The organism is Proteus vulgaris, from assembly GCF_011045815.1.
In the GTDB taxonomy this organism is placed as follows: Bacteria; Pseudomonadota; Gammaproteobacteria; order Enterobacterales; family Enterobacteriaceae; genus Proteus; species Proteus vulgaris_B.
The window spans coordinates 3,644,627-3,665,407 of the sequence record NZ_CP047344.1; the positions used below are offsets into that span (position 1 = coordinate 3,644,627).

The following is a 20,781-nucleotide window of genomic DNA, read 5'->3' on the forward strand; positions in this document are numbered from 1 at the left end:
CTCTCCTCTGGATACACATCTTATTCTCTGAAACGGACTTCGATCGGTTAGCAACATGCAGGATTTTTTCATCTTCTTGCACCTACCCCTTGTGAAGTGGCCAATGACAACGAGGCCCCACGAGTGACTATGACTTCAATTTTCCTTGCAGCGTCTACCTCTATGACTGGGAACATATTTTCAGCCATGTCCAAATAGAACTTGGCCACTCGATCCAATGCTTTACCTGTGCCTTTAATCGCAGCGCCTTGTAATGCTTCTTGGCTCATGACTTGCTGGTACAGCTGAGTATCACCGGCATTACCCGTCTGAATCGTTGGTACAGGATTCACATCAAATGCGCCAGCCAAGCCCTGAAGGAATCCGGCCATCATCGATTTGGCCACCAGCTGGCCTTGTTTCGACACTAATCGGCCACGAATACCAGCTTTGCCGTCTTCACCCACGGCATAAGAATCCAGTCGCGTTTCAATGACGCCACCATCTTCTCTCACACATGAAATGGTCTCGCCTCGCAAATAAGCACGCTCAGAGCTCAAATCACCGTAACCTGCGGCGATCAAGAAACACTCTTTGATATCCGCTCTAAATCGGTTGGGTAAAATGGCTTCCTTTTGAATCCTCAGCAATGCAGGAAAAGGCTCGCGTCTTGCGGACTCGTGAGTAGGTGCATCCAAACCGGTGATCAAAGTACCTGAGATGATGCTGCCCGCCGGTAGATACAAAGGCGGCGCTTCTTGCACAGCAACCTCTGGTTCAGCAACCACTTCAGGCTCTATCATACGAATCGTGATTGGCGGCAATGGAACATCTCGTGCTCGTGTACCTTGGCCATTGGCTGGCTGCTGATAGAGCGGATCAGGCAGCGGCGCATTGGCAAAATAGTCGTCTGGGTTAGACGGCAGAGGCTTTTCGTCTTTGGGTAATTCCATGGCAGATAAAGGCACTTCAAAACGGCTATTTGTGCCTTCAACTGCTGCATCACCTCCTGCGCGAACATCATCAAGTTCCGCTCTAAGGCGGGCCAGCTCCGCATTGACCTCACTTGGTATAGAAGGCGAACCTGGGCTTAGCCGTCCTGAATCGACGTCACGACGCAAGCGCTCAACTTCACGACGTAACTGTTCATTGCGCTCACTGAGTAGTTTTACGTTCGCAGCCAAACTATCGACCCCAACATCACGAGTATTGGTATCCGTAAGAATGTGCCGGATCGTTTCCTGCCGGTTCCGACTGCTTGAGCCATCGTCAGGATTAGGTGAAAACACCATCACCATAAGGATCAGACCACCAGCAATACCAGCAACCGATAGACCCCGCTTCATGTTCGGGCTCATTTGTTCCCATTGTGCTTTCATCGTTACTTACCTCCCACAAAAAGCGAAGGTCGCTGACTTTCCACTGGTTCTTCACGATGATTGCGAACAACCACATACAACTCAGTCTTTTCACCCGGCAATAAGATATTGCGAGGCCAGTAAGCGCTTGCCACTATATCTGGTGCATGACAGGCTATTTCACTGGCTTCTATCGGCTCATCGGCAAAGCTTTCAACCAGTCCTACATAGACTGTGAAGTAATGTCCCGTCACAATTTGCCCCTGCTTAAAACCAAACTTTAAGCCCGGCTGAAAACATTTCGGGCTTGTGTCAGTTTGGCCAGCTAAACGGATGTCATAGCCTTGTGGTAACTCATTTAATGCAAGGCTTCTGAGTAAGTCACGTAAGCTATCGACGTATGGTTGAGCCGTTTCCCAAGTGGCGGCTTTTCGGTTCACGACGCCCTTAATAGGCCACTGCTGACCATCAATAGCTAAGGTGATTTCACGCGGTGGAATACGACGAGGTACTAAGGTGACTGATAATGCGGGCGCTTCCTGACCAGGCGGTGTGATGTAAAGTGAAACCGGTGATTCTTTGTCCGTGGCTACATATACAACATTCCCCTTGATTTGCGTCTGAGCATCACTGGTTGTTCTCACCTGAGGCGATTCAAACGGCGTCACAATTCGATTCAGATGACCAAGTGCTACAGGGATCAGTTCATTAACCCCCGGTGTCATCAGTAGCGTTGTTGGCGTATCCGCTGCAACCGAATTGCTTTGAACCGGTGGATTTGCAGTAGCAGACTGCTTCATCACACTGGCTGGCACAATCGGCAATTCCACGTCTGCATACGACGCTTGTGATAACAGAACGCCACTCAAGCTCATTGCGATTAAGCTTGGTGTCATCCATCGACTAATTTTGGTTCGCATCATTCACCCTCCGGTTTTGCTCTTGGGTCAACTTTTCACGAACTCGCTTCGTTCTAGCTTGCCCCTCATACGTATCCATCCAGCTAAGTTTTGGACGGTATTGCTCAATATCGATATCAAACTCATAGGTGCGAGTTTGGCGCTGCTCATCTCCAGATGGCCCAGAAACCAAGGAATAACCGGTCACAAAGACATGGCCGGTTTCATACTCATACTCCACTTGTCTGGGTTGGAATTTGAGCGTGACTCGGTCTTCGCGGATTTGCCTTGCCTGAATTTCCAGTGCATCGACCACTTGCTGGTACACCACTGGAGAAAGTAGCGGCTCAATGGCAACCCGGATGAAAGACACATTACCCGGCGTCACGTTGCCCATAAGCTCAGCCAGGTAAAGTCCCCAGGATTCAAGGTAAGGTTGAGTGGCTTGGTTTCGTGACACTTCAGCCGTTTCAGACAAGGTTGGTGGTTGAATAGCTACCACGGTATTGCGAGAAAATGCCGCTACCGCAAGCAGCAAATTAGATAGCACCAGCACTACAATCAGGAACCGTTGCCATCGGTTCTCTAATTGCGTGCCTTGCCATGATTTTAAAAACACGTCGAACTTCACGGCAGATAGCTCCTGATAAATGGGTTAGGGATCGTCTTGGCTTTGGTTGGCAACAGTCCAGCCCAGTAGATGGCGTGAAGAATAAAACCATCTGGGCGACCATCACGAAAACGCCGATAGAGCTTGGTTGTCACCAACCCCAATAGGCATAAAACCAAGGCATTACCGGTAAAAATGCCGATCACTAGCCCCAACAGAATGGGAGCCATCTCATCGGCACTCCAAAGCAGGAAGTGCGGCGGGTGATCGATATAGGATGGAATATTTACAGGTTCCATAGTCACTCCTCGTTGTTTGAATTGAGAAGTGAAGAATGCCTTGGGATTGGCAGGTTCAGTGGTCAGCTAGATGCCGAATTCTTGAAGGTTTTGAGGGTTCTACTCAGACAATACTAACAATTGATCTTTTTGATGCGGTTGATATGATGGGGATATTGGTCGTGTCGAGACCAGCTGCCCACTTTAGCAAACCCGGACGGGACGACATGCATATCAAATTTATTTTTTGCTTAGGTTTTTTCTGCGACCTCGGCAGTGGGCGCCGTATTCGCTAATAGGAGAAACTCAATGCAAATTACTAAAATCATTTCCTCTGCCACGGTTGAACGTTTAAAGCAAAAAGCACGAAAGCTTAAACGTGAAAAATCTATTCCACACACTCAAGCACTCGATGAAATTGCAGTAACTGCTGGTTTTAATCATTGGAATCAGGTTGTACAAGCTAATGACGTACTGAAACCATCAGAAGTGGCATTATCTTCTGGATGTGTCATGGCTTTTGATGTCAAAGATGGTATGGATGTCGATACCAGTGATGGGGTCTTAATTGAAGACCACTTCTTGGAGATGCTCACTGAAAAGCAGCTATTTGAAATTTATGCCAATTCCCCTGATGAGGACGACGAACAAAACAGACCGCTAAAAGAAACGATATCGGATTCAGAGCTTCATGAGTATTTTCGAGATTATTGCTCATTCATGTACTTCCGTCTTGCCGAGCCTCATGCAAACAAACCGTTAAAAGAAGTATTGGCTCTTATACGACAGTACTCTTTTTGGATGCCTCAATATATTTGGCTTCAAGGCCACCTTATTGATACTTACCATTTGCCTGCTGAAGACGAGAACGGCAATACCGTAGGCGTGAGATTTTAGCTCTACAAGATGAGGCCTGACAGGCCTCATATCTTCTTCTGCAAGTGGCTTAACGCCAACCCCGCCATCAATGCCAAACCGATGATCAGCGACGGTAACACCACCGGTGGAATAGCCAGCGGGGCGAACAATCCCATAAACAGCAAAATGACACCTGAGCCCAGGATAATCATGCTGTAGCGGTGAATGATTGGGCTCGAAAAATCAAAGGTTGTTTTCTTAATCTTCCAGGTCATCAAGCCGTCCCACAGCGCCGGTAACATGAGAATAAGCGCAAAGGGCAACCAGACCATCAGCAAAGCAAATCGAGTGAACACTTGGTACAGCACATCAAAAAATGCCTGAATACGGTCTTCTACCCAGACAAACCAAAAGCCTCCCATGTTCTCCATCCCTTTAGAACGAAGTCGCTGTTCTTCAGTGGGGATTAAAAAATCACGTACAGATTGCTCCATCTGCGTATCCACAATCCATGACTGATACCAGCGATGGCTAGTTTGACCAATCCAATAGCTTGTTTGAGTTCCCAATTGATTTTGGATCATCTGCTTCTCTTTACTAATGACCCGGCCAGTCCAATCACCGGGCACTAATACGCCAATGGCAATAATCTCTAGCATCAGTGCCAGACACAGTAGCCAAACCGACTTATGCTTGCTCATGCCAAACATCCTCTTCTACTCGCGCCAGCATGGCTGCAACGGTTGGCGTCATAATCCGGGCTTTAATCACTTGTTGAAGCCGCTTTGTCGTCGTATGGCCACTGACATAACGCACATCAATACGTCCTTCAGCCAAATACGCCATCCGATTTGGACGATTACGAATCCAGGTGTGGAAATACACACCATCCACGGCGGCCCACTCGAAATGGTCAGGATCACGCAGGCGAATCCCAGTTAAAGCACTGGCGGCAGTCCAGGTCAGTGCCTCAATGAAATGCCACAGTCGTACACTGTCATCATCACAACTGACTTCTTCATAACTGCCCAAGCCATTACACAGGCACAAATCAAAGATGGAGTGGCCATCTAACGTGAACGCATCCGTTAAATAGTCCGCCAAGCAATACACCGAGGCCAAAGCATGAGGCCAGTCGGTTTCAAGCAGTCTTAAGGCTTCCTTGAACTGGGGGTTATGTTGCTGCCACTGAGCGAGCATTTCTTTACTGGTAAGTGTTGTCATTTTCAGACAAACAGAATGATGCATAGAGACTCCTTATACTGCTTGTGTAGAGCTGGTTAAAATAGGAATGCGACCTTTGATCACGCGGCCACCTGAGAGCTTGGCGATGTACTCTAGGTTTGGGAGCTGGCCTAATAATTGCGGTGGAAACATATCGCCTTCTTCTTCCATCAAGCGTTCGCCATGATTGCCGGTAAACAACGCGGGGCTGTCCGAGTTGGACGACATACCTTGAGTTTGCATGATGTACTGCAACCGAGTCTTAGGCAGATTGTCAGTAATGTACTGCTGCGTTTCGGCGTCCATCACCCGAAGGGCTATCAAGTTGTTGATGTTACCTAACACCTGGCGAGCCTTAGCTTCACTGCCTGTACGAGCGGCAAAGTCAGCAAATGTCTGAGTAGCAATCACACAACGCATTTTTGCGCCACGGCCTTTGTTGAGCAGTTGAATGAAGGGATCGTTTACGACTTCAGCAGCCTCATCGATGAAGATATTTACGGGGCGATTTTCAACACCATAGTTATAGCGGTCACCGGCCACAGCAGTGAGATCCGATAAAAGCAACGAACCAATGGCGCTGCCAACCATGGCGTCGGTTAATGAATCCAAGCCGATATACGCCACTTGGGCATTGTTGATAATTCGACCAGAATCCGTAATTAACCGGCTGTCATCCACATCGTTTGCAATCGGTGATAACAGTGGGCCTAATTCACTTGAGGTGAGCATATTGAGCACCGGCATCAGTGAAGCCACCATCTTAGAATAGTGGGTTCTATCATGCTCAAACATGCTCAATAGCCCCTCTAAATCGGTATTGGCGGCAACGGGCTGAATGCGTTCGTAGTAGAAAAGCAGCATCGCCATGGCTTGTTTAGCCAAGGTATTGGCCTTTTCGGTAAAGCGCTTGATCTCCACACTAAAGTTCGGATACACCTGCTCCCCCCAAGCCGTAACGGCTTTTACTACCAAGCCTTCTGGGCCACCTTCCAAGAATCGTCTCAGTGTTTTCAGATCAGGACGCTGTGAAGTAAGCAACAAACCTTGCACGATGTTATTCAGTGCCATTTGGCCAAAAGCTTTAAATGGATCAGCACCGGTTTCAGATGGTATTAATGCCGCAATTCGGCTGGCGATTTCAGTACCCCGGTTAAAGTTCCTCAGGGGATTAAGCCGTACCGAATGCTCTGGAAACCCCGGATGAAAATACACAAAGCGCTCAGGACTACCGGCGGCAATACAGGCTCGCTGGGCATTATCCTTAAGTTCTTTGTCTCCCTTGGGGTCAATAATAATCACGGCTTCATTGCGCAAAATGGCCTGAGTGATCATCGCATCAAAGCATCGTGTTTTTCCCGCACCGGTGGTGCCGACAATTAAGGTGTGCCCCTCAGTGTGACCAACTGGCAGGTACACATCTTCTTCTTTGGGCTCGACACCATGAATCCAGGTCGACCCCATTTGCTTGCCGTGACCTTGGTTAAGCAAGGTTTGCTTATCCCGCTTTAGGATTTCATAAGCGCGTTGGGCATGACGTTGGTCCCACTCAAAGCCATAACCTAACCACAATTCATCAGGATGTTTTGCCATCACTTTTTGCAAATGCGACAGCTCCATAAAAGCCAAAGGTTTGCCTTTTAGCCCCTTCTGCAACTTATAAAGACGGTAAGCCTCAGGCAGGCGATACAACGCCATGCCCGAGGAAATCCCTGTCATCCACCAAAATGGCTCAGGTGGTAGCTCACTCAGCATTTCTGCGGCAATCGCCCCAGTGGCCCCAACCAGCCAACCTGCTGCTGCCATGGCTTCATAATTCGTGCGCCAAGGCATCTCGTATGCGTTTTCTTTCATTCATGCTCCGCAAAATAACCGTTTGCAATCCGATTAATTTCAAATGGATTAACGCTTAGCGTGAGCGGTAAACAGAACCGTTTCCCCCTCATCAAACTGGCATTGGTCACTGGCCGAGATCCCCCGAAGCAGCTGTCCGGCTGGAATACCATGCTCATTGGCGACTTGGCGTAAGGTTTGAATCGTGACGCGAATACCATCGGCACTATGATCCACGTCTGGGTAATCACCATCGGTCAGTAAGATGGGCAAATCTTTCACAAAATTAACCATCTGTTGCCGCTGCGCGTGTTTGGGGTCGGTACTTGAGTTCGCATTGGCCGCAATCGGCTTTTGCTTTCGCTCCGTTCTTGTGGCGGGTTCTTTTGCTTGGACATTGGTTGTCTCAGTTCGACTCGGTCGCGGTGAAGCCTCTTCGTTCTGAATTGCTGCCGCCGGTTCTGCGTCTTGTTTGGGAAGGTCAATCAGTGCAGTAAGCCCTTTAGAAATCGATATTTTCAGCAGCAACCCTTGCTCCTGAACGCCATCTTTCGTAGTAATAGTTCTGGCCTTACGTGTCGGGTTTGCGGGATCTAGTTCAAGCCAATCTAATCGACTGAGTTCAGCAAGCAGTTTTCGGGGAGCACACCAAGGTCTTACGGCATCGGGATAGCGGATCAGTATCTGTTCACCAACCACAACCAGCGCGCTACTGGCCTCTGGGAGCCATGCCAAAGATTCAGGCAGATTCAATGCTTCTGCATCGTGCTGGTTTACGTTATTTGAGATAGCGCCATCATATGAATTGTTAGGCTTTTCACATCCATCACCTGGAGCATTTTCAGTTGCCTGGGGGTTATTAACATCACTGGCAAGACGAAGTTCATCATCTTGTTCGGACGAGTTTGTCGATGGTGACTCATCCGATTTTCTATGTTCGATTGATGATGACGCTTCAGGCAAGTCTGAATGCTCACTGGAGCGACTCTGTGGCTCTGCTTGTGTTTGCCGTGTTGCTTCCCACTCAGATTTGCTAAACAGTCTCACACTACTTGGTACATTCGAGCTGAACAATAAATCGGCCTCAGATATATGCAGCATGGGTAACCAGATGGGCTTGTCGTCTTTGATCAGCACTTCAGGGGCAAGGCTTTCATATCGCTCATTCGAGGCGGATTTAGTGGCCAATCCTCGCTCAATAAGGATGTCCGCAAGGGTATCGGGATCTCTTGGAATGCCAGGTATCTTGTCTTTGGCCAACAGCTCAATGATGTCCTTAGCCGCGCTTTTCCAAACCAGGTAAAGATGGGTTGATTGATTCGATTTTCGTAACCAGACTCTGGCGTCTCGCTGATTGACCAGCCACTGGGAACTGGCAAGTAATCGCCTCATGGCATCAAGTAGATAGCGTTCGACTGGGACACCAAGGGCATTGTCGTCAACGGAAATTCGTTGAGCTTTCAGGTCTCGCTGGACACTGGTTTGGTCAGCTTCAATGACCAATTTAGACAGGACATGCTCGAGATCAGTATTGCCAATTGCCTCCAGCATGGCTTGCAAAATCTCAGGGCCCGGCTGGGTTAACCAGGCGAGCAACTCAGGTGTCATCACCCGGTTTAAAACCAGAATTGAAAATTGCTCGTGCCGCTTGCACCGTCCGTCGCGCCAACGAATGAAATAGCGTTCAATGCTGTTATTAGTGGTCCACTGGGATAAGGTTTCTAAAAAAGGGTTCCACTGATAGCGTCCATCTTCGTCTGTGATGGACAAATCTGAAACAGGCTTACCAATATCATGGAACAAACCGCCAAGAGCCGCCGCGACACGCCACCTTGGCTCTAGCTCTTTTTTCTCAACCGGTGTGCCACTGGCAACAAAGATGATCCCTTCAGCTGCTTGTGCCGCCCAGAAAGCAACTTCCAACGAATGACGTAATAAACCACCAGCACCACTGTGATGATGATGCTCAGATGCTGGCAGCAAGTGGACATAAGCAGCCAGATGATCAATACAGGGCTGAATTAACCTTTGAAAATCACGCTGGTTGAAGCCAAGTACCTGGCGCAGTTTGGCAATTAGCTCGTCTTGTGTGGACTGCAAATCCTCGGGTGACGCAGCAGGCAACCCCTTCAGAAATGGCGGATAGCGTGGAATGTCTGCATCCAGTTGAGATGACAGTTCTGGTAGTGCTTTGGTTTGAAAAAATAGGTTTTTGAACATAGTGAACCTCCGACACGATAGTGTGAAGGTTCAACTCTGAGCTTGATGGCTAGATAGATTGATAATTCATGTAGAAGAATAACATACGAGCTAATTTCACGGTTTCAAAAAGGTGCGGAACCTGATTCTTAGTGATTAATACCAAAATAGTGCTTTACACGAATCCATATTTCTCACGACGCTGATTGAATGCACTTTTCCCGCCCTCTAATATATCTGCGGCTAAAGCCTGAACATTGGGAACATCGATCGCACCTTGTTGTTCTGGAAGAATTAGCCCTTTATTATCTTCTACGCTCAAAACGCCAATCCATTCAGCATCACCGAAAACCGGAATATTGGCATTATGTGTTGCAAATAGAAACTGACGACTCAGTTTAGCCCTACGTAGTTCTGCGACTATCCTCTCAGCTATAAATGCGTTATCCAAATTATCTTCAGGTTGATCAAGGATTAATGGGTCTTGATTATCTAACAGCAATAAGTGCAAAACAGCAGTGCACTGCTGTCCCGTCGATAATTCATCAATTGACCTAAATACAGCTTCTCGTTCTCCATGAGTCACATTTAACTCAATCGCCATGGTATCCGGTAACTGCAATTCTTCCAGTTCCATTAGTTTTACTTCTGAAAGACGAATTAAAGCTGAAACAACAGTGCCTGATATGCCAAACTTTCGTCCTAGCTCCGACTCTCCTTGACGGATAGTCGAGGCTAAACTGCTTGGAGAGAAGTTACCTTCTAATACCCAGGCGAGACGTTTAGGCCCAACCCCCTCTAAATTGCACCCAGTCAGAAAATTCACAAGTTCTTGGCGGCCACCTTCTGGCTGTAGGGTGAGCCGTACCTTCTGCTCCAGTTTTCTTGTTAACCTTTTAACAGATTTAGTAATACTACTCGCACGCGCACTTGTATGTTGTTCTAACTCCAGAAGCAGCTTCTTTCGCGAGTTGTACAATTCGTCAATTTGTGTCTGGCGATCTTGCAAGGTGGTTTGTTTAGGGCGTATCTGCTCAATTTGTTTTAACAGAGTCTGATATTCAGCACCAATTTGTCGGCCAGTTTTACCCTGGCTTGCAGGTATATCCTTAAAAGCCAACTCAAGTTTTTGCTCTTCAAGTTGCTGCTTTTCTGATAAAGATTGCTTGACCGGTAACAATTGTTGATTTGCATTTAAAGTTAGCTGTTCTAACTGTATTAATGTCTGCTGAACGCCCGTTTTCAGGGCATTCAAAACTTCACGCTGCTGCTTCAAGAGCTCAGCATGAGGTAAGCCATCCAAATTGGTATCACTTAAATACAAAGTATCTGGCAAACTGTTTTTGAGCGCATCGATAGCCAGTTGGACGCTTGCAACATCCTCACCAATCTGATCATTCAACTGTTTTTCTTTTTCAAGTTTAGGAATAAGCTCCAGCTTTTCATCAATACCTAATGCTTGATACTGTTTTGCCTGATCCAATAACTTAGGTAAGCGCTCGATCTCTGCTTCAATGTCATCTTTCTGACCTAGGACTCGCTTGATGGATTCTCGATTATCTTTTAACTTTGCTAAAACGTCAGCGATATCTGCATCAAACTTCTCATGTTCGCCCTCAAGAAAACGTTCGATGAGCTGATTACGACTTTGTTCATCTCGTGTCATTTCATAGATTTCGTTTTGCCCGTAAAGCTCTATACCAGGCAAAATATCCGTTGGAAGATAGGGGGATATATTTCCATGGGAGTCAACCACTACCGGATCACTACCGTGTTTTCGGCTTACTTTGAATCTGCGACCGTGCATAACTGATGAACGCAACGTAATTTCAACTAAACCTCGTTCTTTCCCAAGGTTAGTATCAATGACACTTTTGTGCTGTTTGATTGCGTTAGGTGTTTTAGGTTCTAATCCGAAAGCATAGCGAATACATTCCAACAAGGTTGACTTACCAGTTCCACGACCACCAATCACAGCATTGAGATGGTCCGATAGTTCAATATCGACGCTATCCAGATAACCACCAACAAATCGAATACGCTCAATTGCCGAAGCATAGCTTTCTGGCTTATCTGAGTTCAAACGAACCCTCGAACCTGCATCTAAAAAGGCTTGCTTAAAGGAAGCAAAGCAAGGGTTGGTCATTTTAATCAAACAAGAAGCACCCGATGCTTTGATATCCTCTGGTTTTGCAACGTCTGAGGAGTTAATAGCAGCCATTTCGCGCTCGCGCTTATAGTTAGGATCTTTGTTGAGGAAGACCTTACGGTAGAAATCATTTTCTATTCCTTTAAGATCTTCAATCGACTTGTCGCCTGGTATCTGAGCTGCCATCAACCCTTCATGTTTCCATACATGGTTCATCTTTCGACTGAGCACACCATCATCATTTATGCAGTGTGCTGCAAAGATAAATCCACCTATCTCATTCACTTTATCAATCAGCTGAATTGCTGTGAGGTTGGTCGGCAATATACCATCCTCTGGATCAAGTAAATCTAGACGCCCCAAAATCCGTTCAAGTTCTTGCGAAGTTTTGTTTTCATCAAACAGACAAACAAAGTGAATTTTCTCACTTGACGCAATCTCAAAGCCGGGGAAAACAACAATCCCATTCTCAACAAAAAGATTGCGGATTTTATCAACACCATCTACTGAACCATGATCAGCTAATCCAATGACCTCTATGCCCGCTTCCAGTGATGCCGCAAGCAGATTTTGGTTATATTCATCTTCCGTGATGGTCTGCTGTTGCCCACGATATTTTATGTATCCTGCCGGATTTACCTGCAATGCACATTTAAAGAAACGAGCTTTGGTAAACATACCTGTAATTACTCCACAAAATGGCGCGTCAAACGACACCTAATCAATTAACCCCAAGCGCCTTAAACACGGCATCGACGGGATCTGCATAAAAGCTGATCTGGAATTTTGAAAACAACTCAGCAGGAACTGTTGGAATATCTGAGGCTGAGGCCATTGGGAGCAAAATACGCTTTGCACCACTGTCCATAGCTAACTGAAGACTGCCTGCAAGATCTTGAACAGGATTTATAACACCACCTAAAGTCATCTCACCCAAAACAACCATCTGCTCTTGAATCGGTCGGTTCATCAGAATTGAACAGAACGCAATCAATGCAACGAGCGATGACTTTGTACTTGGCCCCGTATTGTGGAGCTCAACAACATGAAGGTGATACTCATGATCAGAAAACTTCGCCGACGCACTGATTCTATTCAGGTTACCTTTGAAATAATCAAAGCCAACACGCACAGCTTCTTTCGCTGCGGTATTCGAACCAAGGCCAGACACTGAGTGTTTACCAGAACCAGCCATCATCTGGGTTTCATAGCGATATAACCCAAGCTGCCCCGTGCTTCCCTGAGTAACTAAGTGCACAACACCAGCGCGAGGTAAGCCTTCAGGAATTAGCTTGCTACCACCTTGTTCTGGTACATTGACGAAGAATTCTTCTAATGACTCATTATCGATGTAGCTAAAGTGCACATCAAAAAATTCCATTCCGCCAAGCTTTTTCAATTGCTCTTTGACTCTACGTCTAGTTTCCAGCGCATAGGTCAGGCAGGCTCTTACATCATCTTTTGTGTACTGTGCGTCGGGGTGTAGTAGCTTTAACAAGCCCGAAACCGTTCTGCGTACAGCAATGACATCACGCTGATTAAGGTTATTACCGAGTTTGAAGAACTTATCGATCGCATCCGCAAAACTTCTTTTGCGCATTTCACGCATGTATTCAGCAAGATAGTCTGTGATTAATCCGTAACTATTGGTGAAAAACTCAGGACGCATCTTCGGTATTTCCCATCCAGGAATATAGGAATGGAAACGGTCAAAAAAAGCAGTGTCAATCATGGCATCAGGAAAAGGTGCCAACAGATGACTGGTCTTCACCAGTGTCTCAACGCTTTGATTGATGTTACCGACGAATACCATGGAAGCCTTCGCTTCGATTGAATCACGGCCACGGGCAAAAGACCCTGACGCCATATAATCTTTCATTATTTGGACGCCGTCTTTGTCTTTAAAGTGAATACCCGCTACTTCATCAAAGGCGACAACATCCCACATTCCGACCAACCCAACTTGGCGCGAGCTCATGTTATAGAACAAGTTCGCCACCGTTGTTTGTCCACCCGAGATAAGCAATGAGTTTGGCGAGCACTCTTTGTAGACATGGCTTTTACCTGTCCCTCTTGGTCCGAGCTCACAAACGTTGTAGTTGTTTTCAACGAATGGGATCATGCGAGTAATAAGATGCCACTTCACCCGATGCTCTAAGTTGGTTGGCTCCATACCCACGGAACGAAGCAACACATCCATCCACTGATCGGTACTAAAATGTCTTCTGGTTGAAAACACCTCATCCATGTTCATGGACGGCATTTGTATCGGTTTTAAACTCATAATGGAGAAAGGTGATGCCTTCTGACCTTCCTCAAAGAAATACTGCACGGTAATAATGCACCAGATACCGCCAGTTAATAATTTTTCGTTGTCTTGTACAATTTTGGTCGGTACAAGGGCATCCTTGATCCCCAGGTTAGACAACGCAGCTTCATAGACGTCTTTTTTCTGATTAAGCTTAACGCTTACTTTGTCGATGATTTTAAACGTGCCGCGTTCACGGATAAGTGACTTCACTTTCTCCGCTTCATCAGGTCGGACATAGTTCTCAGCCAAGATTTTTTTCACATTCTCAAGGCCTTGCATTACAACTTCGTCGTCATCGGACGCACAATACATCCCTAGTAAATACTCCAGCACGTAAACAGGGACGTTAGCGCCTTCTTTCAATTGCTTTGTCAGATCTTTTCGAACGACACGGCCTTTAAAGTGCAGATTTAGCAACCCATCGAGATCTGAATTTTTCATGTCACGAATCTCCCTTTCAGACATGGAAATATCTGAGGGAATAACCTCACTAGGCGCTTCTGGTTCGACACCAGCCTCATCTACGTTCACTTGCATATTGGCAACATATATGTTCTGCGTAACATTTGCGGGAGTTTCATGCTCTGCACCAATCCACTCTTCGGATTGGCCTTGATGGTCAATCAAATCTTTGTCGTTGTTACCGTTCATATATATTTACCCTTAGAAAAAATCATCTTGGAATGCCAAATCAATGGTTACCGCGTATTGGCTATAACGCGTTCTCATTTCCGCATTCTCAAGAACTAACGTGTATTGAGCGTTCCTGTCGAACTGAGAGCCAATAAGCTTTAACCTAGCTTCGCGAGTACGCTCATCCATCACTTTACTCACGCTATCAAAGTTAATCGTTTCACGACTGGAGACTTCATTACCTTGTGCATCGACGATATAGACATCCAACAACCGTGCGACAAAACGCTCGCCTACAGGGTCTGTCTGAATAAATCTGACCTTGTCGATATTGTTTACTAATTTAATGGGCTGAGTGGCTGCTACAACACCTACCGGTTGTTTCTCATGTTTTGCTGCTTGTTCTTTTTGTAGCTCGCGCACATGCAGTACCGGTACACAGACTTCCTGTAGCATCGCTCCGCCGTGCACAAACTTGGCACCACCAACGAAGTGGAAGCGTTGAGCCGCTTTTGGAAGTAGGAACTCTGCCTGATATGAAGAGCCACTAGAGCCATGAGCCGTATCGTTTATTGAGCCTTTCCAACAGGCTTCATCTGAAGGCAAGTTATTACCAACGATATAACGTTTCTTGGCTTCTATCGCGCCAGCAGGTTTGGTTTTCAACGAGGTTTTGTCAGCCGCTGCAAGTGCTTTTTGTTGGAAGAGGAAGCCATGGTCAGCGGTGATCACAACTCGGCTGCCGTTTAGACGGTTGATGACCCGCCCAACGAGGTCTTTTAGCTCTTCAATGGCACTACGACAGGCTTCAAACGTTTTTTCTTCAGTTGCAGCCTTATCACCAATCGCATCAATGGTATCGTGATAGATATAAACGACTTCTACGTCTCGAACCTTGTCACGCCCCTCCTGGTTACTCCAGCTCATCAGTTCCTTAGAACTCACTGCCATACCACCTACCTTCTGTAGGATGGCGTTGCGGTTGTCTAAACCCTGTGAAGAAATACCATCCACATAAACAGCCGTGCCTTGCTCTGGCTGGTAACTGAGCGCCTTATGAGGCAATAATGCCGCCATCCCAAGTTGGGTATAACTCGGCAAAACGCCCAACTGCGTAGACACCTCAGCCTTAAATCGCTTCTCGTTGTTAATGATAGCGCCAAGCTCATTCGCAATTTCAAAACGCAGGGCATCAGAGATGATCACAAACACGCGTTTTGTCTGTTTCAGACTCAGTCGTGTGCGAACTTCTTTTTCATAGAAGTTATACTGGTGCGGTACGCCAGAAATCTGCCACTTTTCAAGTAATTTCTCATTGGCCAAGTGACGATCCCAGGCAAGGCCAAGCTCATATAAGTACCAGTTGGTATAAATGCTTTCGACTTCGTCGTCGAGCTGACGCAGTATGTCCGCACCTTTACTCAATACAGAGTGCACATGTTCATTGAACAAACGGTAAGCCTGGTCAAAGCGATAAATGTCTGTGGTATAGGCGTCGTACATTGCTTTCGCGTTATCAAAGTGGAACCCATCCACATAGCGATTTCGCAAGTGCATTAACTCTTCAGCGTTGCGGATAGCTTCATAAATTGCGAAATATTCTTTGCGTGATAATGTCCAATGGCTAGCAAGACGTCTTGATAAGACCGTATCAAACTGAACTCGGTCTAGCGCTTTACTGCTATCGAGCAAATCACGAACTAAACCACGGATTATGGCCTGCTCCACAGCTTCGAACGTTTCGCATTCGATAAGCTCAACCGGATGGTACTGGCCAGCACGAGCCGAAATTTCCAACTGTTGGCTTAGCACCTTAGAGATGCTTTCGTAGTAAGCGGCGAAAGAGCGGCTGTCGCGCCAGCTCACCATAAACGCCAAGGCTGTTGCCCGGCCTGAAGCGCTTTTTAGAACATTGTTAAGCAACCAATCGCGTTCAACACCTTCAATTTGGCTCCAGAATTCAGTACAGAATAATTTCAACACGAAGTCTGAGAAGGTTGGCTCTTCGACTGTATAACCAAAACCCTCACTCAGATAGGCCCAGAGTGAGGTCTCAAGATCAAACTTACTTAGCTGGCTCCATAAAGGTTGGCCAAGGCTTTCATCTTCGATATAAGCCGCATACTCGCGTAGTAACCCAAGCAGAATGTCCGACAAAGACGCAGAATCAGCTTTTACAACCACTGCCATCATCTTCCTGTCTAACGACAGTTCGTCTTCGTTCTCAGTCACCCACTTTTTTAAACCGGCTATGCGCTGTTTATTGGCAAAAAAACTCTGGCGCTTACGAATGTACGTGCGAAGCGCCATTTTCGGAATACCCAGCTCATTAAGCAACATTGAGCTGTGATCAGCAAAAAACTGCTCGCTATACAAACGCACGTCCAGCAACCAATCGCGGTCAGGCTCTGGCTCAGCGCTTGGAAAATAGATAAGGAATTTAGCTTCACGCTCATCCACTTCAATACGTTTTTTCACTGCCAATACGGACTCATTGCCCATATTGAGGATAGTCAAATCATTTGGCAGAACTCTGGCAGTTATATCTGCCGCTTTATCACCTGATTCTTTTGCAAGCGATAAAGAATTAGCTAAATGCTCAAGCTCTTCAGTAAAGCTTTGCTCTGGGTCGTACCAAAACACAATGCGGCTTTGTTCGAGCTTGGCAGCGACACCTTGTGCCAGTTCGCTAATCTGCATTAGTTAACCTCCGGGGCCGAACCGGTAATGGCCTTAACATCAGCCAACAGATCACCAAACTTGCCGTAATTCACTTTCACGCCATCATCCAGATCCAGTGAAATACGCATATCGGCGTAGTGTTTTAGCTTATCATCAAACTCTCGTAGTTCGACCTGTTTCTTGATTAAGGCATCCAACTCTTTCTTGAAGCGGTTCGCTTCACTGGTCGAGTCGGCCGTTTCAATCTGCTTCTCAAGCTGCTCTGCATACGCATCGTATTTGCCGAGTAACGGGGTAACATACTCGGTACGCATACGAGAAAGCGTGCCCTCGTTGTAACGATGCAAATACACCAAGCACTCAAAAGCCTTCTGTTTGCCTGAGCTAAACAGCCAATAAATAGGGCGCTTTTTGTAAGTCTTCAGGTGATCTTTATAGAACTGAGTCGATAAATAACGGCGAATCGTCTCCAGTGCTGATTCAGATTTTTTTGGTTTTATGGCGTTTAAGCACAGTGATTCAGCGACAAAATCGAGGTTTTCTTGTAAGTATTCCTCACCCCAAACAACTTGGACAAACTCACGGAAACGATTGGTTGCGTCGTCTTTGAACCATTCTTGGTCAGTTAACGGAATGATTCCATCTTCATCAGCTGGGAAGGTTTTATAAACTTCTTCTGCAACGAGTTTGTCGAATCCTTCGTTAGCAGAGTGAGCGTATATTAACCCTTCTCTGTCAAGAGAGTAGCGCCCCATCATATTGCCGATTGAGTACGAAACTAGCTCTGTCATGGTGCCCGAAACATGTTGCTTCATAATTTCTTCATTTACTTTTTTCGGGCCGTATACATAAGCAGGATTCCAAGTAAGAGTGACAGATTCAAGTGGAACATCTGGGCTGAGTTCACTCTCAAGGTTATAGATTTTAATGAGTGATGTATTTATACGTTCTTCGATAAGCCTTAAAGTTTGCGTTTTTTGTTCCCAGTAAGAAAATACCGCATCAACTGATTCTTCAACTTTCTTTGAGTTATTATCTATAGAAACAATTTTCAAATTACAGAATGCCCAAGAAACCTCATGAGAATCCCAATCTTCTTTACTTATTTTTACAGCCTCTTCTAAATCACAAGTGCTAATACCTTCCAGTTTTTCTTCATTCCAAGGTAATGCGGATATATTTTCGACTTGGAAGCTCATCGTTGGGTTAAGAACTGATAGCAAATAGGCTCCAACTTTTGAACAAAGTAATGCCACTAGCTTTTTAGGATTAACTCCATTTAGAGGGAACGCACCAGAGCCATGAACATCCCATAGAAAGCCATCTGGGTATAGTCTTGCAGCAGGAAATCCTGAATTTAAGTAGCTCCAAGAAGCGTACTCTCTAAAGTACAAGTGACTGTTAGTTCCACGATTTCTGGTAAATGATAGTCCTTCATCTCTCCAGTCAACAACAAGCTCATGATTTCCATACCACTTCCGTGCTTCGCCGCCTTTATTGTACGGAACCCAGCAATCAGTATTATTGGAAAAATAGCTAAACTTACTCTTTGATATCTCGACCCATGACCTGACAAACTGCTCATTGTTCCCAGTTATCATTCCTTGAATTAACTCATAGTTACAGCTTACCAATGTTCCCCAAGAGAAGCTTATTTTTGCATTATCTGACACCCAATAAGCAATCGGGCTTCCCGGAATCCTTTTAAAATCATCTTGTTTTGTAATTGAAAATTCAAAATCTCGACTTAATAATGCTTTTTGTTTTTCTTCCTCATTGCCTTCAATAAGCCTGTAAAAAGTAGGCTGGTATTTCTTAATGTGCTTATTTCGAATAATCCATGCGGTAGTTTGAACAACCTCACCACTGATTTGACCAAAAGCCCGAGCACCTAAATGCGCCATTGTAATAAATGTATGGTCTTCCAATAAATTGCTTCTTAGCTGCTCATAACTTGACAAAAACATCCATGACTGCATATTTATTTGAGCATTAAATCCATATTGAGAAAGCAATTTAAATGCTCGCTCCATAAAAATGGCAAACAAGTCTGATTTACTATTTGGGTATTGTTTCTTAGCAAACTCTTTCAAATCTGCATTCATTCCTTTTGCTCCCATATAGGGAGGATTAGCAATAACCGCATCGTAACGAATCGACAGTACCAATGACTGATGAACAAATTCTATCAATTGCTTCGCTGCTGGCTTTTGCATTGAGTCGCCTGACTCTTGAAGCTCTACAAGCGTGCTCAATAGCTCTTTTAGCTGCTCATACTCATCGCTTGGAACATCAATCAAAGAACCAAAGGTCTTGGCTTGAGTAAATCTTGCCAATGTTCGCGTCAACAGTTGGTAGCGGTTGTCTGCATTGAACGAGCTTAAATCTTGTTCTTCATCTGAGAACAAGCCTTGTGATGTGCCGTTTTGCCAACTTCCCGATAGGTTGAGTGCTTTCCATAAGGTCGGCAGATCAATATGGTTACTTTCCTGCAATGACAGTACATTGAGTCGCACATTACGGGTAAAAATACGCTTGTCGTCATCTCTCGCCATCATCATCAGCGCAAAGCCAGATAGCTGTGCTGCACGATCATCTATGTCTAGGCCGTAGAGGTTGTTCTCCAGGATCATCTTTGGAATATCACGTGAGCGGAAACCACGCTCTTCGTAGATGGCTTTTAGCACGTTATAGGCTTCAATCAATATGTGGCCCGAACCACAAGCGGGGTCAAGTACTTTGATGGTTTCAGGTTCAATAGTTTCTGGCGTAATAGCCTTTAGCTGTTGGTTAACTTCGTCAGATTGCTGCGCAGGCTCAATGTAGTATTCCATCTGGCTTTTAATGGCAGAGTCTGGGTAGGTTTGCAGCCATTGACGACCGACTGAGTTTTGTACCAGGTACTTTACAATCCAGTTAGGTGTAAATAGCTGAGTAGCGGCAGGGATGTCTTCACTTTTGACCACCTTACCCATTACCTGATCTTTCTTTTCAGAAATGTAGAATTGGTATAGCCAGCCAATCACTTCGACTTGTTGCCAGTCCTCTTCAGGGATGCCGTCTACCAATCCACGCAGAATGGAGTCGGTACGCATTAGGTTATCTGGTAGCAGAAGCTCTGTTTCATCATCCAATGCATCAAATAAGAAAGGCATCGCCTCATGAAGCTTATGGCACTGGCCCAACAGCAGTTCACGATACAGCTCTTCGTCTTTGTTGCCCGCAAGCTTGAGTTCGATAATGCGAGCTCTATCTAACCCGAGTTCATCCGCAGCATCTTGCGCATGGTCGATAATTTCAAAGCCTTTAGGGTTGTCTGGGTGCGACAAAACACGGAAACCGTGGCCTAGATAGTCATGGATTTCCATATAGCGAATAGCACACAGACGGTTGAACCAGGTATAAGCTACTTGTTCAATAAGTTGTGCATATCCAAGTTTCTGGCTTCTGGCCACTATGCGTTTTCTGGGCTCCGCCAGTTTACCGTCAAAACTGTTACCGGCGATTTGAAGCACAGAACCTTGTAGATTCGCTTCTGTAATTTGTAGCTCGCCCTTTTTATTCGCGGTGATACCAAAGGTATTTAATCGTTTCGCTACCGCATCCATAAATTCGCGGCGCGCTTTTGGTGCGTATTTTTTAATGTTGTTCGTATTCATATGATCTTGTGCCTCTTATTCTGTCTCTACGCTGCTTGCGGGTTGTAATGCGGTTCTTCTCGCTGGATGGCCGGTAACAGGTATTCCTGCTCAGCAACCTTGTCGAGTA

Annotated in this window: 13 protein-coding genes; 1 reads left to right on the top strand and 12 read right to left on the bottom strand. The window is 45.9% G+C overall.

Annotation, left to right across the window (positions count from 1 at the left end):
• Window positions 1-68: 68 nt before the first annotated feature.
• Genes GTH24_RS17180 through traL form a run of 4 tightly spaced genes read right to left on the bottom strand, consistent with a single transcriptional unit; the run spans window position 69 to window position 3,145 of the window.
• The gene (locus GTH24_RS17180) at window positions 69-1,358 is read right to left on the bottom strand and encodes a TraB/VirB10 family protein (RefSeq protein ID WP_004249357.1); all 1,290 of its coding nucleotides are present in this window, start codon (window positions 1,356-1,358) and stop codon (window positions 69-71) included.
• 2 nt (window positions 1,359-1,360) lie between these two features.
• Window positions 1,361-2,260, bottom strand: a complete 900-nt coding sequence (locus tag GTH24_RS17185; protein ID WP_346727916.1) for a TraK domain-containing protein — start codon at window positions 2,258-2,260, stop codon at window positions 1,361-1,363.
• Window positions 2,241-2,867: a TraE/TraK family type IV conjugative transfer system protein gene (locus GTH24_RS17190; protein WP_004249355.1), complete on the bottom strand. Its 627-nt coding sequence runs from the start codon at window positions 2,865-2,867 to the stop codon at window positions 2,241-2,243. The genes GTH24_RS17185 and GTH24_RS17190 overlap by 20 nt, the downstream gene beginning before the upstream one ends.
• Window positions 2,864-3,145 carry a type IV conjugative transfer system protein TraL gene (gene traL, locus GTH24_RS17195; RefSeq protein ID WP_004249354.1) on the bottom strand — a complete coding sequence of 94 codons (282 nt, stop codon included), beginning with the start codon at window positions 3,143-3,145 and terminating at the stop codon, window positions 2,864-2,866. Before traL ends, GTH24_RS17190 begins: the two co-directional genes overlap by 4 nt.
• Before the next feature lie 288 nt (window positions 3,146-3,433).
• On the opposite strand from traL, the gene GTH24_RS17205 reads away from it, so the two are divergent.
• Window positions 3,434-4,021: a hypothetical protein gene (locus GTH24_RS17205; protein WP_004249352.1), complete on the top strand. Its 588-nt coding sequence runs from the start codon at window positions 3,434-3,436 to the stop codon at window positions 4,019-4,021.
• A gap of 26 nt (window positions 4,022-4,047) precedes the next feature.
• On the opposite strand, the gene GTH24_RS17210 is transcribed toward GTH24_RS17205, so the two are convergent.
• The 8 genes from GTH24_RS17210 to pglX all read right to left on the bottom strand — a co-directional run bounded on the left by GTH24_RS17210 (window position 4,048) and on the right by pglX (window position 20,672).
• Complete coding sequence (locus tag GTH24_RS17210; RefSeq protein WP_004249351.1) at window positions 4,048-4,683, bottom strand: DUF4400 domain-containing protein; 636 nt, start codon at window positions 4,681-4,683, stop codon at window positions 4,048-4,050.
• Complete coding sequence (locus GTH24_RS17215; RefSeq protein ID WP_004249350.1) at window positions 4,670-5,230, bottom strand: hypothetical protein; 561 nt, start codon at window positions 5,228-5,230, stop codon at window positions 4,670-4,672. Before GTH24_RS17215 ends, GTH24_RS17210 begins: the two co-directional genes overlap by 14 nt.
• A gap of 9 nt (window positions 5,231-5,239) precedes the next feature.
• Window positions 5,240-7,060 carry a conjugative transfer system coupling protein TraD gene (gene traD / locus GTH24_RS17220; RefSeq protein WP_109023850.1) on the bottom strand — a complete coding sequence of 607 codons (1,821 nt, stop codon included), beginning with the start codon at window positions 7,058-7,060 and terminating at the stop codon, window positions 5,240-5,242.
• Between the two features lie 48 nt (window positions 7,061-7,108).
• Entirely contained in the window at window positions 7,109-9,259 is a 2,151-nt protein-coding gene (gene mobH, locus GTH24_RS17225; protein ID WP_004249348.1) for a MobH family relaxase, read from the bottom strand.
• Between the two features lie 154 nt (window positions 9,260-9,413).
• Window positions 9,414-12,065, bottom strand: a complete 2,652-nt coding sequence (locus GTH24_RS17230; RefSeq protein ID WP_004249347.1) for a TrlF family AAA-like ATPase — start codon at window positions 12,063-12,065, stop codon at window positions 9,414-9,416.
• A 43-nt stretch (window positions 12,066-12,108) separates the two neighbouring features.
• Window positions 12,109-14,163: a protease Lon-related BREX system protein BrxL gene (brxL, locus tag GTH24_RS17235; protein ID WP_206535564.1), complete on the bottom strand. Its 2,055-nt coding sequence runs from the start codon at window positions 14,161-14,163 to the stop codon at window positions 12,109-12,111.
• 198 nt (window positions 14,164-14,361) lie between these two features.
• Window positions 14,362-17,031 carry a BREX-1 system phosphatase PglZ type A gene (pglZ, locus tag GTH24_RS17240; protein ID WP_004249345.1) on the bottom strand — a complete coding sequence of 890 codons (2,670 nt, stop codon included), beginning with the start codon at window positions 17,029-17,031 and terminating at the stop codon, window positions 14,362-14,364.
• Window positions 17,031-20,672: a BREX-1 system adenine-specific DNA-methyltransferase PglX gene (pglX, locus tag GTH24_RS17245; protein WP_004249344.1), complete on the bottom strand. Its 3,642-nt coding sequence runs from the start codon at window positions 20,670-20,672 to the stop codon at window positions 17,031-17,033. Before pglX ends, pglZ begins: the two co-directional genes overlap by 1 nt.
• Window positions 20,673-20,781 lie beyond the last annotated feature (109 nt).